This is a genomic window from Brevundimonas sp. (assembly GCF_035626535.1).
Lineage (GTDB): Bacteria > Pseudomonadota > Alphaproteobacteria > Caulobacterales > Caulobacteraceae > Brevundimonas.
This window is the reverse complement of sequence record NZ_DASPNO010000011.1, coordinates 1-15466: the sequence shown is the minus strand read 5'-3', so window position 1 is coordinate 15466 and position 15466 is coordinate 1. Positions and strand designations below refer to the sequence as shown.

The following is a 15466-nucleotide window of genomic DNA, read 5'->3' as shown; positions in this document are numbered from 1 at the left end:
AACCCGGGGCGGCTTCGCTACCCCTGTCCCGTCAGCACCGGAGCCGTCCATGACCCGCCAGAGCGAAAGGTTCGAGGGCACCTCGAACTACATCGCCACCGACGACCTGAAGATCGCCGTCAACGCGGCCGTGGCGCTGGAACGGCCGCTGCTGATCAAGGGCGAGCCGGGCACCGGCAAGACCGTGCTGGCCTACGAGATCGCGCGCGCCCTCGACGCGCCGCTGATCACCTGGCACGTCAAGTCGACGACCAAGGCGCACAACGGTCTCTATGAGTACGACGCGGTCTCGCGCCTGCGTGACAGCCAGCTGGGCGAGGAACGGGTCCACGACGTCCGCAACTATCTGAAGCCCGGCAAGCTGTGGGAGGCCTTCACCTCACCCGCCCGGCCGGTGCTGCTGATCGACGAGATCGACAAGGCCGACATCGAGTTCCCCAACGACCTGCTGCAGGAACTCGACCGGATGGAGTTCTTCGTCCAGGAGACCGGCGAAACGATCCGCGCCGCGGTGCGGCCGATCGTGGTCATCACCTCGAACAACGAGAAGGAACTGCCCGACGCCTTCCTGCGCCGCTGTTTCTTCCACTACATCCGCTTCCCGGACGACGAGACGATGAAGGCCATCGTCGGGGTCCACTTCCCGGGCATCAAGCCGCGGCTGGTCTCCGAAGCGCTCAAGACGTTCTACGAAATCCGCGACACGCCGGGACTGAAGAAGAAGCCGTCGACGTCGGAACTTCTCGACTGGCTGAAGCTGTTGCTGGTCGACGACGTGGATCCGGCGACCCTGCGCGAGACCTCGCCGAACAGGCTGATCCCCCCGCTGCACGGCGCCCTGCTGAAGAATGAACAGGACGTCCATCTGTTCGAACGGCTCGCCTTCCTGAACCGACGCGAAGGCGCCCGCCCCGGCGCCTGAACACATCGGCGGACAGGTTTCGTCACTCCGATTACCGCGATTTCACTGGATTCCCGAGGCGCGGCGCGCAGGATGAAGGCGACAAGGACCGACACAATGACCACGCGTCCCCTGCTGATCCCCGTTCTCTGCGCCGCGGCCCTGACCGCGGCCTGCGACGGCGATTCCGTGCGGATCTCGTCGACGCACACGGAGGATACTGATTCAAAGGGCGCGCTGAAGGTCGTCCAGACGCTGCAATGTCCGCAGACCATGGGTTCGCTGACCCGCAAGGGCTCGGCCAGCGAGGGCGGCGCCGTCTGCACCTACGTCGGACCCCGCGGGGCCGAGGTCAGCCTGCATCTCGTCATGCTCGACGGCGCGCCGGCGACCGACGTCCTGAAGGCTTTCGAGGACCGCCTGTCGGCGGTCATGCCGCAGGCGGTGGCCCAGCTCAGGGCCGCCTCCGCCGAAGGCGAGGCCGCGTCGGCCGAGGCGGATGCCGCGGCGGCGGGCGACCGGGCCTCGGTGAGCGCCCCCGGGGTCGACATCCGGGCCGAGGGCGACGACGCCACCGTCCGCCTGCCCGGCCTGCATATCGAGTCCAAGGGCGAGGAGGCCAGCGTCCGTATCGGCGGTTTCCATATCGACGCCTCCGAAGGCGAGGGGTCGGTCGACATCCGGGGCTCCGAGGGCGGCGACAACGTCAGCGTCCAGGCCAATCAGGACGCCGCCGAGATCCGCACCAGCGCTGGCGGCGGCGCGACCCGCGCCAGCTGGATCCTGACCGACAACCGGCCGTCCGAGGCGGGCTGGAGGCTGGTCGGCTACGAGGCGCGGGGCCCCGCGGGCGGGCCGATCGTGGTGGCCACCGTACGCGCCCGCGACCGCGAGCGCGGCCGGGTGTTCGAGGACGCCAAGGACCTCGTGACCCTCAACGTCGGCGAATAACGCCTCTCAGGCTTGATCGCGGCGCCGGGATGCGTCACCTGACCTGCCCAGCAAGCAGGATCGTCGTTTGGCCGTCACGCCCCGAACTCCCTCGACGAAGAAGGCCCCCCGCGCCTGGCAGCGGATGCTGTCGGGCCGGCGGCTCGACCTGCTCGACCCGTCGCCGTTCGACATCGAGGTCGAGGACATCGCCCACGGCCTCGCCCGCGTCGCGCGCTGGAACGGTCAGACCGTCGGCGAGCACGCCTTCTCGGTGGCCCAGCACAGCTGTGTCGTCGAGGAGATCGCGGCCCACATCCGGCCCGGCCTGGAGCCGAAATGGCGCCTCGCCGCCCTGCTGCACGACGCCTCGGAATACGTCATCGGCGACATGATCTCGCCGTTCAAGGCGGCGCTGGGGGTCAGCTACAAGGATTTCGAGGCCCGGCTGGAGCACGCCATCCACATCCGCTTCGGCCTGCCAGCCAAGACGCCGCTTGAGATCAAGAAGCTGATCAAGGAGGCCGACAAGGCGTGCGCCTTCTTCGAGGCGACCCAGCTGGCCGGCTTCACCCGGCAGGAGGCCCTCGGCTTCTTCGGCAAGCCGCCGGCGGGCTACGACCTGATCATCGACCCCCTGCCCGCCCCGGTCGCCCAGCAGCGCTATCTGGAGCGCTACCGGGTGCTGGCCGAAGCGGTCGGGCTCGTCCCCGCGCCCGACGCCTGGCATACGGAGTAGGCATGGGCTTTCCGGCGGAACAAGGCGTGCGCATCGGCCTCTCGGCCGTGGTCATCGCGCTCCGCGACCGCAAGGCCTGCGTCCTGACCACCCCCGGCGACGACGGTGCCCTGGCGCTGCCGTTCGGCCCGTTCGATCCGGCCCGCGACCGGACCTTCGAGCTGGCCCTGCGCGCCTTCGTGACGGCGCAGACCGGCTTCCGCCTCGGCTTCGTCGAACAGCTCTACACCTTCGGCGACCTGGGCCGGGCCAGCCCGCGCGCCACGCCCGGGCCGGAACGACGGCGCGAGGTCTCGGTCGGCTATCTGGCCCTGACCGCCGACGCCGCGGACGCGCCGCTCGCCGAGGCCCGCTGGACGCCGGTGCTGGACATCTTTCCGTGGGAGGACCGCCGGGATGGCGCCGCCGCCTGCCTGAAGCCCCTGCTCGACGGACTGGCCGCCTGGGCCGGGGGCGATGCCAAGCGGCAGGCCCGGGTCGATGCGCTGTTCGCCCCCGCGCCCTCCCACCGCTGGAACGAAGGCCGGGTGCTGGAGCGCTACGAACTGCTCTACGAGGCCGGCCTCGTCGCCGAGGCGGCCCGTGATCGCGAGATGCCGATCCCGCCGGGAACGCCCGGCCGGGCCATGGCCTCGGACCATCGCCGCATCCTCGCCACCGGCCTCGGCCGGCTGCGCAGCAAGCTGAAATACCGGCCGGTGCTGTTCGACCTTATGCCGTCGACTTTCACCCTGTCGGAGCTGCAGTCGGCCGCGGAGGCGGTCGCCGGACTGTCGCTGCACAAGCAGAATTTCCGCCGCGGCGTCGAGCGGACGGGCCTGGTGGAGCCGACCGGCCGCCTGTCCGCGGCTACCGGAGGGCGTCCCGCCGAACTGTTCCGCACCATCGACGGCGACCTCTCGGCCGCGGATGCGCTCGGCCTGCCCCTGCCCGCCCAGCGCTGAGAAAACGCGACGGCGAAATGAAGCGGCGCGAACGGCCCGGAAGGGGTTGCGGCGAGGCGTCCGCGCCATTAGAGAAGCCGCTCGCTCGACCAAAGCGTTCGGCCCCGCGGAGAGGTGGCAGAGTGGTCGAATGTACCGCACTCGAAATGCGGCGTGCCTTTACGGGTACCGTGGGTTCGAATCCCACCCTCTCCGCCACGCACCCCCGGAACAGTTCTCTGGGCTCTGTCAGCCCAAACTTAGCACCACGGTAAGCCGGACCGGCTAGCGCCACGCACATGGCCCGCTCCGCCAACCCCTTCCGCTACTTCGACAGCTCGCCCGAGGTGATCCGCCTCGCGGTGATGATGTACGTGAAGTACCCGCTGTCCCTGCGGAACGTGGCCCTCGCGCACCACCCGTCATTACTAATCGTTTAGTACTAAGGGTACGTCAGGTGGGTTAGGGTCTCTCCCATGACCCCTTCTCCTGCCCCGACCGAAGGCGAACTGGCCATCCTGCGCGTGCTCTGGGCGCGCGGGGAGCCGATGACGGTGCGCGAGGTGCATGAGGTGCTGTCGCGGACCAAAGACACAGCTTACACGACCGTGCTGAAGATGCTCACCATTATGGCGGGCAAGGAACTGGTGCGCCGCGACGAGACCGAGCGCAGCCATACCTATTGCGCGCGGTATTCCGAGCCGGTGGTGCAGGCGTCGCTGCTCAAGAATCTTGTGCTGCGCGCGTTTTCAGGGTCGGCGCTGACGCTGATGCAGCGCGCGCTCGACGACGAGATGGCGAGCGCCGAGGACCTCGACGCCATCTCCCGACTGATCGCCGAGGCGAAGGCGAAGCGAGACAAGCCCTGATGGAGACCTTGGCCGCAGCCCAGTACGGACTGGCGCCGGCGCTGGCCTCGGCCCTCCTGCATTCGCTGTGGCAGGGCGCCGTGCTGGCCGTGGCCGCCGGCCTGACGCTGCGGACCATGCGGCGCACCAGCGCGGCGTGGCGGCATGCGGCGGCGATGGTCTTCCTGGTGGCGATGCTGCTGGCGCCGGCGCTGCAGTTCGTCGGCTTCTGGATGCGGCCGACCGCCGAGCTGTACGACAGCCTGATGCCGGCGATGACCCAGCCCCGGCTGGCGGGCGGCGTCTTCGTGCAGGAGTCGTCGCCCGTGGCGGCGCTGGTGGTGCTGATCTGGCTGGCGGGCGTAGCCCTGATGCTGATGCGTCATCTCGTGGCGATCCGGGCCCTGACGCGGATGGAGCGGGCGCCTTGGGCCCCGCTGCCGACGCCGTGGCCGGCGCGGGTAGAGCGTCTGCGCCGGGCTTTGAGCATCGGGCGCGACGTGGCTGTGCGGCTGACGGATGCCGTTCCCGGTCCGTGCACGGCACGTCTGCTGAAGCCGGTGATCTGGCTGCCGCTGTCGATGCTGACGCGGACGCCCACGGACCAGATCGAGGCCCTGCTGGCGCACGAACTGGCCCATATCGCGCGCCGGGACTGGCTGTGGAACGGGCTGCAGTGCGTCGTCGAGGCCCTGCTGTTCTACCATCCCGCCGTGTGGTGGCTGGGGCGGCGCATCCGGCAGGAACGCGAGCACGCCTGCGACGATCTGGCGGTGGCGGCGGGCGGCGACGCCGTCGCCCTCGCCGAGGCGCTGATGGGGCTTGAATGCGGCCGGTCGGCCTCGCCCGGCCTGGTGCTGGCGGCCGGCCGAGACTCGCTGCTGCAACGCGTCAGCCGGCTGCTGTCGGGGCCGCCGTCGCGGGGACGCTGGGGCGCCTGGGCCGCTCTCGGGGCCTTCGCCGTCTCGGGCGCGCTGATCCTCACCCAGGCAGGCATGGCCGGCGGCGGCCTGCCGGACCTGCATGTCCGCGCCTCGACCCAAGGGCCGCTCGGCCCTGGCGACTTCCGCGAAATTTCGGCCGGCGGCGTCGACAAGCAGCGCTTCTACCGCGAGAGCCTCGACCTCGAGGGCCGCCGCACCGAAGCCTATTGGGAGAACGGCCAGGCCCGTCCGATCGACGCCGACGTCCGCAACTGGATCGCGGAGGTCTCGCGTCTGAGTCTGACGCCGCCAGCCCCGCACCCCGTCCAGCCGGTTGAACCGGCCGCATACGACGCCCTGTTGGCGATGATGGCGGCGCACCCGGCGGTGGTCGCGCGCCTCGGCTCGCCGGCGGTCGCCACGGCCCGGCCTGAGGGCGGGAACCTGCGTCTTGGCGACGGCGGGGGCGAGGCCGACCTGCGCATCCCGATGGCCGGGCCGAAGGGCGCGGCGACCATCCAAGTCGAGGCGGAGCTGGTCCGCGGCGGCTGGGTCCTGAGGAGGCTCGACGTCCGGTGAGCCCGCCCGTCTTTTCGTCCCGAACTACTAACTGTTTAGTACTTAAATTCTCGAGGAGCTATCGCGTGACACGAACCCCCTTCAGCCTGATCCTGGCCCTGTGCCTGACCCCCGCCGCCGCCGTGCTGGTCCCGGCGCAGACCGCCGTCGCCCGGACTCCGGATGAGGTCGCGCGCTACGCCGGGGAGCTGCTGGCCCGTAACTATCCCGCCGACGGGCCGGGGGCGGCAATCCTCGTGGCGCGGGGCGACACGGTCCTGTTCCGCGGGGCGCGGGGCGAGGCCGACATCGACGCCGACGAGCCGCTGCGGCCGGACTCGGTGTTCCGCATCGCCTCGGTGACCAAACAGTTCGCCGCCGCCGGCCTGCTGACCCTCGTGGAAGCCGGCAAGGTCGATCTCGACGCGCCGCTTTCGGACATCCTGCCGGACTTCCCGGGCGGCGGCGGCGTCACCATCCGCCAGCTGCTCAACCACACCGCCGGGGTCAGGGACTACACGGGCACGCCCGGCTACGGCGAGCTGTTGCAGCAGGACCTGACCACCGCGCAGCTGATCGACCTGTTCGAGACCGCGCCGCCGGATTTCGAGCCGGGGGCCAGCTGGGCCTACAGCAACTCGAACTATGTGCTGATCGGGGCGGTGATCGAGGCGGTGACCGGCCTGCCCTGGCACGAATATCTCGATCAGGCGCTGTTCGAGCCGCTGGGCATGACCGACACGGGCTACGCCCTTGACCCGAAACTCTCGGCGCGGACGGTGACCGGCTATTCCCACGACGGGCGGACGGTCGTGCCGATGCATCCGATGAGCATGACCCAGCCGCACGCGGCGGGCGCGCTGGTCTCGACCGTCGATGACCTGTTCCGCTGGAACCGCGCCCTGCACGAGGGGCGGGTGCTGAAGAGCGAAACCTGGGCCCAGATGATCACTCCGGCCGCCCGGTCGCTGGAAGTCGGGACCGGCTACGGTTTCGGCCTCTACAACGAGACGGTGCGCCATGCCCCGGTGCTGCGTCACGGCGGGGCCATTTTCGGCTATTCCTCGTCGCTGGCCTACGCCCCGGGACCGGACATCACCGTCGTGGTGCTCGAGAACGACGACGCCACGCTCGACGAGGACAATTCGAACACCGTGATGCGGCGGCTGACCGCCATGGCGCTGGGCGAGCCCTATCCCGCCGCCGTGGCCGTTCCGGTCGAGCCGGCGGCGCTGCAGGCCGCCGAAGGAGTCTACCGCTTCGACGACGGCGTGCGGACCCTTCGCGTGGTCGACGGCGCCCTGACCGTGAAGCGCGGCGCCTCGCCCGCCGTGGCCCTGACGCCCATCGCCGCCGACGACTTCCTCTATGCGGACGGCTTCAGTCGCCTGACGCTGGAGCGCGACGCCGACGGCGCGGTGAACGCCATCCGCTTCCTCCCCCGGGGCGACGGCGACGGCCTGGTCGGGCGGCGTATAGAGCCCGGGTCGGATGTCGCGATATCCCTGCCGCGGGCGGCGCTGGAACGCCTCGCCGGCGATTACGCCAGCGGCGGCCGGAGGATGATCGTCTTCATCGAGGGAGAGGCGCTGAAGGCGCGGATGGGCGATCAGGAGCCCGTGGGCCTGAGCGCCTCTTCGCCCACAGCGTTCGACGTCGAGGAAGCCGATGCGTCGCTGGAGTTCTCAGGCGGCGACACGCCGGCGGCGCAGGTGGTCACCCGCCAGGGCGGTCGCTCACTGGTCTTCCGTAGGGTGTCCGAGGTTCAGCCAAAGGAGGTCCCGTAATCTGCTCCGCGCCAGAAGCGGACATTCACGCGCCGCCGGCAAGCCGACCTTCGGATCTCGACGGCTGAAAGTCGCTTTCGAACCATTGCCGACGTCGGCTGCGGCCGCAAGGAGGATGATGGCTGGGATCGACTCATCGGGCGCCCGGAGATCGTCCCGTCAACCGGCCTGCTTTGGAAGCCGCGCAACGACCGAAGCAAGACCTCCCAGGAGCGCGCGGGACCTCTCGTCGTGTTCGCAGCCTGCGGAGATGATCAGTCGGATCGCGCGGAGATGGACATCCACGGAAGGCCATTGCCAACATCGGGCAGCAATCATCCGGTCGGTGGTCTCGCACAAGCTGAAAGCGGCGGTATAGAGGGGACCAGTGTCGAAAAGACCGGCCATGTCCGCAAAGGCGGAGGCCAGCTCATAGACCTGGGCCGCAGCCCCGTCATCGCCGGCCGCGCAGATCGCTTCGAGCCGGGAGAGAGTCACGTCCAGCGACCGCATGCCTCCCTCACGGTGCGTGTCCAGACCAGCTTCCGCTGCCCGCACGGCGTCTGCCATGGTGCGCCCGCCTGGCCGCGCCATCTTGTCGGCCAGGCTGCTTCTGGCGCTGATTTTCCGAGCTGTCGTCACAGGGCCACCCGACGCGGTTTGAACAGACTGTCGATGTCCGATTGATCCATATTGGCCCCGACGGCGGCGCCGACATGGGCGGAGAGATCGCCCTTGCGGCGGCCGGCCGTGTCAAGCGGCGGTCCGACGTTGCGCACCCGGCGATCGGGACCGACATAGGTTTCGGACTGGATGAACTCGCGCTCGTCCGTCGACAGCCAGATAATTCGCTGGAGCAAGACCTGGGGCGTGAGCGGCTTGGTCACGACGAAACTGGCGCCGCAGTCGCGGCTCTTGTGTACACGGGACGCCGCGGCGTGGCCGGTAATCATGATCACCGGAGTCTGCCGCGTCGGGGCGGGAGCCTCCCCGCGCAGCCAACGAGTGAAATCATAGCCGTCCATCTCGGGCATGGCGCAATCGACGAGGACCAGGTCCACGGGACGCCGTCTGATCACCTCAGTGGCCTCGACGGCTGAGTTGCACCGGATTTGCTCCCTCACGCCGAAGCCCTGGATGACCGAACTCAGGATGTCGAGGGCCTGAAGGTTGTCGTCGATCAGAAGCACGGTGATGTGCTCGAGGTTGACGCGGTCGGATTGGCGAGGAAGGCGCGCCATGGGTTACTCGAACAGCACGAGGTCGCCGGAAGGGATCGCCCCTTCGCGACCGGGCGCGACCGATAGCGCAGCGCTCTGAAGGCGAGCCGCCAGTGCGGACAGTGGAATATCGGCCAGAGCGGTCTCGATCGTGACGCCGCCCGAGAGCGCCCCGGCCATCCGCCGGATGGAGTCCAGCGTCTGGTGCAGGTCGTCGATGGCCTGCGCCTTGACCAGCACGCCTGAGCGACGGTCGGCCGGGGCCTGTCGTGCATGTTCTGAAACGAGAGAGGACAGGCCCTCGACCGTCTCCATCATGCTCCCGAGTTCGGCTGACAGGCCGGAGAACAGGGCACGGGTCTGCTGGGGAGTCATCAGAACAGCTCCACGGCGCCGGCGTCCGCCACGACGACCGGGCGAGCCGTCGGGACGGGCGGAGTATGATCGGTGACAGGGCGCTGGAGCGCCCGGCCGCTGACGGGCCAATACTGAACACGTCGACCGCCAGCGCCTCGCAGGCTGCCGCCGGCCAGCGGGATCCCTTCGTCGCGCAGGAAGCGCTCGGCGAAGTCGGCATTGGCCCGACCCACGTCCTGCAGCGAATCGAACATGCGCCCGCCCCCAAAAAGCTTGGCCTCGAGCCGGTCCCGACGCGCGCCTCTCTTGAGGCAGTCGTTGATCAGCACTTCCATGGCGTAGGCGCCGTAGCGCCGGCCGGCGTCCGGACCCGAACCGGACCCTTCCGGCAACAGGAAATGGTTCATGCCGCCGACGCCGGCGACTGGATCGCGCAAGCACATGGCGACGCAACTGCCGAGAACAGTGGTCAGCATGACGCCGGGGTCGGTCGTCACGTAGTGCTCGCCCTGCCCGACGTGGACCCGGCAGGCGGGGTGTGGATCTCGCTGGGCGGCCGTCATGTCAGGGGACCGAAGACCGTCTCGACCTTCTCCTTCAGCTGGGCAACGGTGAACGGCTTGACGAGATAGTTGTTGACGCCGAACTGGACCGCGCGCGCGACCAGATCCCGATCAGCGCGCCCCGTCAGCATGATGAAGGCCGCCTTCGACGTCGGCGGATGGGCGCGAACCGCCCGGAGGAGGCCGAGCCCGTCCAGGTTCGGCATGTTGAAGTCCGAGATGATCAGGTGCGCCGGCTGGGCGATCATGTGGCGCAGCCCGGCTTCGCCGTCCCCGGCCTCGCGGAATTCCCGGAAGCCGAGCTGCTGCATGCTGGTGCGGATAAGGGCGCGCATCGAAGCCTGAACGTCAAAGATGAGGGTGTGGATGGCGGCGGCGGCGGACATACGATTTCCTCAAGCAACAGTGATGGCGTCGCGCGAAGCGGCGGCGCAGACTTCGAGAATGGCGCCGGGCAGGCGGCTCAGGGACAGCTGGCGTTCGACGGCCCCGGCTTCGAAAGCCGCCTTGGGCATGCCGTAAACGACGCTGCTGGCTTCATCCTGACCAAGGGTGCGGGCGCCGGCCTCACGCATCTCCAGCAGACCCTGGGCGCCGTCGCGTCCCATGCCGGTCAGAATAACGCCGGCGATGGGCCGACGCAGGCGAGCCACCGACCGGAAGAGCACGTCAACGGAGGGACGATGACCGCTCACGGTGTCGGATCTTACCAGCCGGCACCGCGGCGTAGCGCCCGCGACCTCAAGGTGGGCGTCACCGCCCGGGGCGATGTAAATGCGACCCGGTTCCAGTGGCGCGCCGTCCGAGGCCTCCGCGACCGTCGCAGCAGACACCTTGTCGAGCCGCGCCGCGAAGCTGCGGGTGAAGGTGGCCGGCATGTGCTGGGTCACCACCGTCGCCGGGCAATCGACGGGGAAGGAGGTGAGGATGGTCAGCAGGGCCTCAACGCCGCCGGTGGAGGCGCCGATGGCCAGTACCATATCCCGGTTCACGCGATAGTCCGCACCGGGGAGGCTTGCCGGAACAGGGCGTTCGCTCCGGACCCGCGAGCGGGCGGCGACCTTCACCTTGGTCGCCAGGTCCGCGAAGGCCTCGACCGCGGTCACTCCGGACGAGGGCTTGCCGATGGCGTCCACCGCGCCGAGCTCAAGCGCCGCGAGGGTGACCTCGGCGCCCGCTTGGGTCAGGGTCGAGACCATCACCACCGGCATCGGCCGCAGGCGCATGATCTTCTCGAGGAACTCGAGCCCATTCATATTGGGCATCTCGACGTCCAGCGTGATGACGTCGGGGTTCAGCCGCTTGATGGCCTCGCGCGCCTCCAGCGGGTCGGCGGCCGAGCCGATGACCTCGATCTCCGGATCGCGGCGCAGCGCGGCGGTGATCAGCCCGCGCATGGTCGGCGAGTCATCGACCACGAGGACCCGGATGCTCATGACACCAGCCTGTAGGAAGTCAGGCCGTTCGTCTGCAGGCGGGCGGTGGCCGGACCGCTGACCCGTTCCGAGTGGCCGATGTAGAGCATGGCGCACGGGTTCATCAGAGGCGTGAAGCGGCTCCACACCCGCTCCTGCGTGGCGTCGTCGAAGTAGATGACGACGTTGCGGCAGAAGATGACGTCGAACTTGCCGCGCATCGGCCAGTCGCCGATCAGGTTCAACTCGCGAAACGACACCAGGCGGCGCAGCGTGGCGTTGGCGCTGAGCTGGTCGCGCCCCTGCCCCGGGGCTTTGTCGAAATAGCGATGCCGCAGCAGGGCCGGCGCGGCCTCCAGCGCATCCTCGGAATAGATGCCCGCCGTTCCTTCGGCGATCATGTTCGGATCGATGTCCGTGGCCAGGATGCGCAGATCCAGATCCGCGGCCTCGGGCAGCACCGACAGGACGGTCATGGCCATCGAATAGGGCTCCTGCCCGTTCGAACAGGCGGCGGACCAGAGCCGAACCCGGCCTCCGGCGCGAGCGCGCTCGGCGAGAACCGGCATGACGTGATCGCGCAGGTGATCGAAATGGTGCGGCTCGCGATAGAAGCGGGTGACGTTGGTGGTCAGGGCGGCCGTCATCGCCTGACGCTCGTCGACGCCCTCGACGCCCTGGATTAGGGCGCAGTATTCGCGGAAGCTGCGAAGGCCCAGGGTGCGGAGTCGTTTGGCCAGACGGGAATAGACCAGCGCGGCCTTACCCTCGTTCAGGGCGATGCCCGCGTGGCTGTGCAGAATCTGGGCGATGTGGCGGAAGTCCTCGGCGGTGAAGACGAATTCGCCTTCAACCAGCGCGGTTCGACCGGCGACGGTTGTCATGCGGCCTCGGCTTCGCTCTCGGGAACGATACGGTCCAGTTCGATCAGGCTGATCATGCGGCCGTCGATGGCGAAGATGCCCTTCACAAAGGTCTTCACGTGATCGCTGGCGACATCCGGCGTCGGCTGCACCTGTTCGTCGGTCAGCTGAATGATGTCCGACACCGCGTCGACCAGCAGACCGATGGTGCGGCTGCCGATCCGCGCCACCATGATGACATGGCGGGCCGTGGGCTCGGAGGTGCGCAGGCCGAAGCGGGCGCCGAGGTCGATGATCGGCAGAACCGCGCCACGCAGGTTGATGACGCCCTTCATGAAACCCGGCGCCCGCGGCAACGGCGTCGCCGGGGTCCAGCCACGGATCTCGCGTACCGACATGATATCGACGCAGAACTCCTGCTCCCCGATGCGGAAGGCGATCAGTTCGCGGGAGGTGGTGGCGGCGGAAAAGGCTTCGGACATGCTCAACTCGCGAGTTTGAGATCGGGACGCGCCGACCGGCGGCGGGCGTTGGCCACGATGGCGTCGACGTCGAGGATCAGGGCGACCCTGCCGTCGCCGAGGATGGTGGCCGCGGCCACCCCTTCGACCTGCTGGTAGTTGGTCTCCAGGCTCTTGATGACGACCTGTCGCTGCCCCTGGATGGCGTCGACGAGCAGGGCCGAACGGTTGCCGGCCTCGGTCTCGATGACCACTGCCACGCCCGAGACAGGCACCGCCGGCGCGGACCGGAAACCCATCACCAGTCCCACGTCGATCAGTGGCACGAACTGGTCGCGGAAACGGATGACCGCGTCGTGGCCGCCGACGTAGTGGACGTCCTCGGCCCGAGGCGTCAGGCTTTCGACGATAGCGGTCAGCGGCGCCACCAGCGTCTGGTCGGCGGCGGTGACCACCATGCCGTCGAGCACGGCCAAGGTCAGCGGCAGGCTCAGGGTGAAGGTGGAACCCTTGCCGGGCGTCGACGCGATGGAGATGCGGCCGCCCAGCGCCTGGATCGAGCGGCGCACGACGTCCATGCCCACGCCACGGCCCGAGATATCGGACACCGTGTCGGCTGTCGAGAAGCCCGGCAGGAAGATCAGATTGTCGACCTCGTCGTCCGTCAGAACGGCGTCTTCCGCGATCAGGCCGCGCGAAACGGCGATGCCTCGCACCCGCTCGCGGTTGATGCCCCTGCCGTCGTCGCTGATCTCGATGACGATACGCCCGGACCGGTGCAAGGCGACCAGTCGCACTGTACCCTCGGCCGGCTTGCCGGCGGCGAGGCGATCTTCCGCGCCTTCCAGGCCGTGATCGATGGCGTTGCGCAGCATATGGGTGATAGGTTCGGCCAGCCTTTCCACGACGGTCTTGTCGACCTCGGTGGCCTCACCCTCACTGACCAAGCGGACCCGCTTCCCGGTCATTTCGGCGACCTCGCGCACAAGGCGCGGCATCCGTTGGAAGACCGACTTCACGGGCTGGGCGCGGATCGCCATGACGCTGTCCTGGATTTCCCGTGTCAGGAGCTCGAGGTCCTCCAGGCCGACGGAGATACCTGAGGAGCGCGCGAGACCGCTTTCGACCACGCGCTGGGCGAGCATGGCCTGCTGGATGACCAGTTCGCCCACGACGTTGATCAGCCGGTCGACGCGGTCGAGGTCGACACGGATGGTGACAGCCGCAGCGGCCGGCGCGGCAGACGCCACCGCTGATGCGGTCGGGGCCGAAACCGGGGGGGCGGCGACGACCGGCGTCGGCGCGACCGTCAGCGCAACCGGCGCCGGCTCCGGCGCGGGGGCGTCTGCCTTCGCGCGCGCCAGCAGCGCCGCGATGTCCAGATCGTCGGCGGACGCGACCGCGCCCCCGGCCCCCGAGGCGGGCGCGATGGTCAAGTCGCAGTCCGTCTCGACGAAATCGAATACCTCGCGGACGGCGGCTTCGCCGGCCGCGGTATCGACATCGACGGTCCAGCTCAGATAGCTCTCTTCCGGCGCCAGATCCGCCAGGTCCGGCAAGGCCGAACTGTCCAGCGAGACCGCGACGGGACCCAGCCGGGCCAGTTCACGCAGCAGCAGGCCGGTTTCGTTGGCGTTGGCGTACATCCGCGCGTGCGGGCGGAAGGTCACCCGCCAGCGCGCTCCGGCCGAGGCGGGCGCAGCCGGCGCCTCAAACGTCGACAGATCGAAAACGACGGGCCGGAAGTCGAACTCGTCGGCTTCCGGCAACACGACTTCCGGATCCGGGTCGGCCGGCTGCGCCGGGCCGGCGCCGGTTTCGCCGTGGGTGAGCATTTCCAGTTCTATCACGAGGCCGGCGGAACGCGCTTCGTCGACGGGCGCGCCCTGGCCGCGAGCCGCGGCGATGTGGTCGGCCAGCAGGTCCGCGGCGCGCAGCAGCGTCTTTACCGTAGGATCGTCGCACGGCTTGCGACCCGAACGGATTTCGTCGAGGAGCGTCTCGAAAACGTGGGCGAAGCGCACCAGATCGTCGAGGCCGAACGCCCCGGCGCCGCCCTTGACCGAGTGAACCGCGCGGAACACGGCGTTGACGGTCTCGTCGTCGGCGTCGCCCGCCTCGATGGCCAGCAGGCCCGCTTCGAGGTCGGCCAGCAGTTCGTCACATTCCTGGAAAAAGGTGACCTTGATCGCCTCGAACGGGTCGTCGCTCATGGTCAGGCCGCCACCCGCCGCACGGCGTCGATCAGCTTGGCCGGATCGAATGGCTTGACGATCCAGCCGGTCGCTCCCGCATCGCGGGCCCGCTGCTTCTTGGCTGCGTCGCTCTCCGTGGTCAGCACCAGCACGGGCGTGGCCCGGTGTGCGGGATCGGCCCGCATGCCTTCGATCACGCCGAAGCCATCGAGACGGGGCATGTTGATATCGGTGATGACGATATCGGCGCCCTCGGCGGAGAGGGTCTCCAGTCCGTCGATGCCGTCGACAGCCTGGATCACCCGGTAACCGGCCTCGACGAGGGCCAGCATGAGCATGTCCCGCATGGTCCGCGAGTCATCGATGGTCAGTACGGTCTTGGTCACGCGGGATCTCCCCTCTGTCCGGCGGCCATGTCGGGCGCGCCGAACGCGTCCCATTGATCGATGAAGGCATCCGACGCCGGGCTGACGACCAGCGGATGGCCATCGGCTGCCCAAGTCCGCTGCGCCGACAGCAGGACCTGGAGGCACAGCCCCCCCAGACGCTCGACCGACGAACCGTCAAGCGTCAGGGGACCACCCCGGGCGCCGAGCAGCCGGGTCCGGAGCGCATCGACCGCCTGGATGTCCAGCACGGCCGGCAAGGCGATCACGTCCGACATCAGAACTCCTCCCATCCGTCTTCGGAGGCGACGGGCTGGAGCTTGCGGGCGGCGCCGCCGCGTCCGACGGTCTTCATGGTGGTGACGGTGCGGTGGGTCGGGCGCGGGGCGGCGACGCGGGCCGGAGCGGCGACGGCGCC

Annotated in this window: 19 protein-coding genes and 1 tRNA gene; 9 read left to right on the top strand and 11 right to left on the bottom strand. The window is 69.1% G+C overall.

The genetic code is table 11. The annotated features are described in order from the left end of the window. Positions 1 to 49: 49 nt before the first annotated feature. The 9 genes from VEC04_RS00970 (at position 50) to VEC04_RS00930 (ending at position 7609) form a co-directional block, all read left to right on the top strand. Positions 50 to 922 carry a MoxR family ATPase gene (locus VEC04_RS00970; protein ID WP_324772921.1) on the top strand — a complete coding sequence of 291 codons (873 nt, stop codon included), beginning with the start codon at positions 50 to 52 and terminating at the stop codon, positions 920 to 922. A gap of 96 nt (positions 923 to 1018) precedes the next feature. Then, positions 1019 to 1852 carry a methyltransferase type 11 gene (locus tag VEC04_RS00965; RefSeq protein WP_324772919.1) on the top strand — a complete coding sequence of 278 codons (834 nt, stop codon included), beginning with the start codon at positions 1019 to 1021 and terminating at the stop codon, positions 1850 to 1852. A 124-nt stretch (positions 1853 to 1976) separates the two neighbouring features. Further along, the gene (locus VEC04_RS00960) at positions 1977 to 2570 is read left to right on the top strand and encodes an HD family hydrolase (RefSeq protein ID WP_324772956.1); all 594 of its coding nucleotides are present in this window, start codon (positions 1977 to 1979) and stop codon (positions 2568 to 2570) included. 2 nt (positions 2571 to 2572) lie between these two features. Further along, positions 2573 to 3514 (top strand): NUDIX hydrolase, encoded by a 942-nt coding sequence (locus tag VEC04_RS00955; RefSeq protein WP_324772917.1) that lies wholly within the window; start codon positions 2573 to 2575, stop codon positions 3512 to 3514. A gap of 108 nt (positions 3515 to 3622) precedes the next feature. Beyond that, positions 3623 to 3712, top strand: a tRNA-Ser gene (locus VEC04_RS00950). Positions 3713 to 3792: 80 nt separating this feature from the next. Further along, the gene (locus VEC04_RS00945; RefSeq protein WP_324772915.1) at positions 3793 to 3933 is read left to right on the top strand and encodes a hypothetical protein; all 141 of its coding nucleotides are present in this window, start codon (positions 3793 to 3795) and stop codon (positions 3931 to 3933) included. A gap of 36 nt (positions 3934 to 3969) precedes the next feature. Next, positions 3970 to 4362, top strand: a complete 393-nt coding sequence (locus tag VEC04_RS00940; protein WP_324772913.1) for a BlaI/MecI/CopY family transcriptional regulator — start codon at positions 3970 to 3972, stop codon at positions 4360 to 4362. After that, positions 4362 to 5843: a M56 family metallopeptidase gene (locus VEC04_RS00935; protein ID WP_324772911.1), complete on the top strand. Its 1482-nt coding sequence runs from the start codon at positions 4362 to 4364 to the stop codon at positions 5841 to 5843. Before VEC04_RS00940 ends, VEC04_RS00935 begins: the two co-directional genes overlap by 1 nt. A 65-nt stretch (positions 5844 to 5908) precedes the next feature. Next, the gene (locus VEC04_RS00930; RefSeq protein WP_324772910.1) at positions 5909 to 7609 is read left to right on the top strand and encodes a serine hydrolase domain-containing protein; all 1701 of its coding nucleotides are present in this window, start codon (positions 5909 to 5911) and stop codon (positions 7607 to 7609) included. Positions 7610 to 7768: 159 nt separating this feature from the next. Here VEC04_RS00930 and VEC04_RS00925 read toward each other — a convergent pair whose 3' ends face one another. The 11 genes from VEC04_RS00925 to VEC04_RS00875 all read right to left on the bottom strand — a co-directional run bounded on the left by VEC04_RS00925 (position 7769) and on the right by VEC04_RS00875 (position 15326). Continuing rightward, the gene (locus VEC04_RS00925; RefSeq protein ID WP_324772908.1) at positions 7769 to 8101 is read right to left on the bottom strand and encodes a hypothetical protein; all 333 of its coding nucleotides are present in this window, start codon (positions 8099 to 8101) and stop codon (positions 7769 to 7771) included. A gap of 125 nt (positions 8102 to 8226) precedes the next feature. Next, positions 8227 to 8829, bottom strand: coding sequence for a response regulator (locus tag VEC04_RS00920; RefSeq protein ID WP_324772906.1), 603 nt, complete (start codon positions 8827 to 8829; stop codon positions 8227 to 8229). A 3-nt stretch (positions 8830 to 8832) separates the two neighbouring features. Continuing rightward, positions 8833 to 9183 (bottom strand): hypothetical protein, encoded by a 351-nt coding sequence (locus VEC04_RS00915; protein WP_324772903.1) that lies wholly within the window; start codon positions 9181 to 9183, stop codon positions 8833 to 8835. Beyond that, positions 9183 to 9728, bottom strand: a complete 546-nt coding sequence (locus tag VEC04_RS00910; protein ID WP_324772901.1) for a chemotaxis protein CheD — start codon at positions 9726 to 9728, stop codon at positions 9183 to 9185. Before VEC04_RS00910 ends, VEC04_RS00915 begins: the two co-directional genes overlap by 1 nt. Next, the gene (locus VEC04_RS00905) at positions 9725 to 10114 is read right to left on the bottom strand and encodes a response regulator (RefSeq protein WP_324772899.1); all 390 of its coding nucleotides are present in this window, start codon (positions 10112 to 10114) and stop codon (positions 9725 to 9727) included. The genes VEC04_RS00910 and VEC04_RS00905 overlap by 4 nt, the downstream gene beginning before the upstream one ends. Before the next feature lie 9 nt (positions 10115 to 10123). Further along, positions 10124 to 11164: a chemotaxis response regulator protein-glutamate methylesterase gene (locus VEC04_RS00900; protein WP_324772897.1), complete on the bottom strand. Its 1041-nt coding sequence runs from the start codon at positions 11162 to 11164 to the stop codon at positions 10124 to 10126. After that, positions 11161 to 12027, bottom strand: a complete 867-nt coding sequence (locus VEC04_RS00895) for a protein-glutamate O-methyltransferase (RefSeq protein ID WP_324772895.1) — start codon at positions 12025 to 12027, stop codon at positions 11161 to 11163. The genes VEC04_RS00900 and VEC04_RS00895 overlap by 4 nt, the downstream gene beginning before the upstream one ends. Beyond that, complete coding sequence (locus VEC04_RS00890) at positions 12024 to 12488, bottom strand: chemotaxis protein CheW (RefSeq protein WP_324772893.1); 465 nt, start codon at positions 12486 to 12488, stop codon at positions 12024 to 12026. Before VEC04_RS00890 ends, VEC04_RS00895 begins: the two co-directional genes overlap by 4 nt. Before the next feature lie 2 nt (positions 12489 to 12490). Beyond that, positions 12491 to 14680: a chemotaxis protein CheA gene (locus VEC04_RS00885; RefSeq protein ID WP_324772890.1), complete on the bottom strand. Its 2190-nt coding sequence runs from the start codon at positions 14678 to 14680 to the stop codon at positions 12491 to 12493. Positions 14681 to 14682: 2 nt separating this feature from the next. After that, on the bottom strand, positions 14683 to 15048 hold the full coding sequence (locus tag VEC04_RS00880; RefSeq protein ID WP_324772888.1) for a response regulator: 366 nt from the start codon (positions 15046 to 15048) through the stop codon (positions 14683 to 14685). Further along, positions 15045 to 15326, bottom strand: a complete 282-nt coding sequence (locus tag VEC04_RS00875; protein WP_324772886.1) for an STAS domain-containing protein — start codon at positions 15324 to 15326, stop codon at positions 15045 to 15047. The genes VEC04_RS00880 and VEC04_RS00875 overlap by 4 nt, the downstream gene beginning before the upstream one ends. Positions 15327 to 15466: the final 140 nt, after the last annotated feature.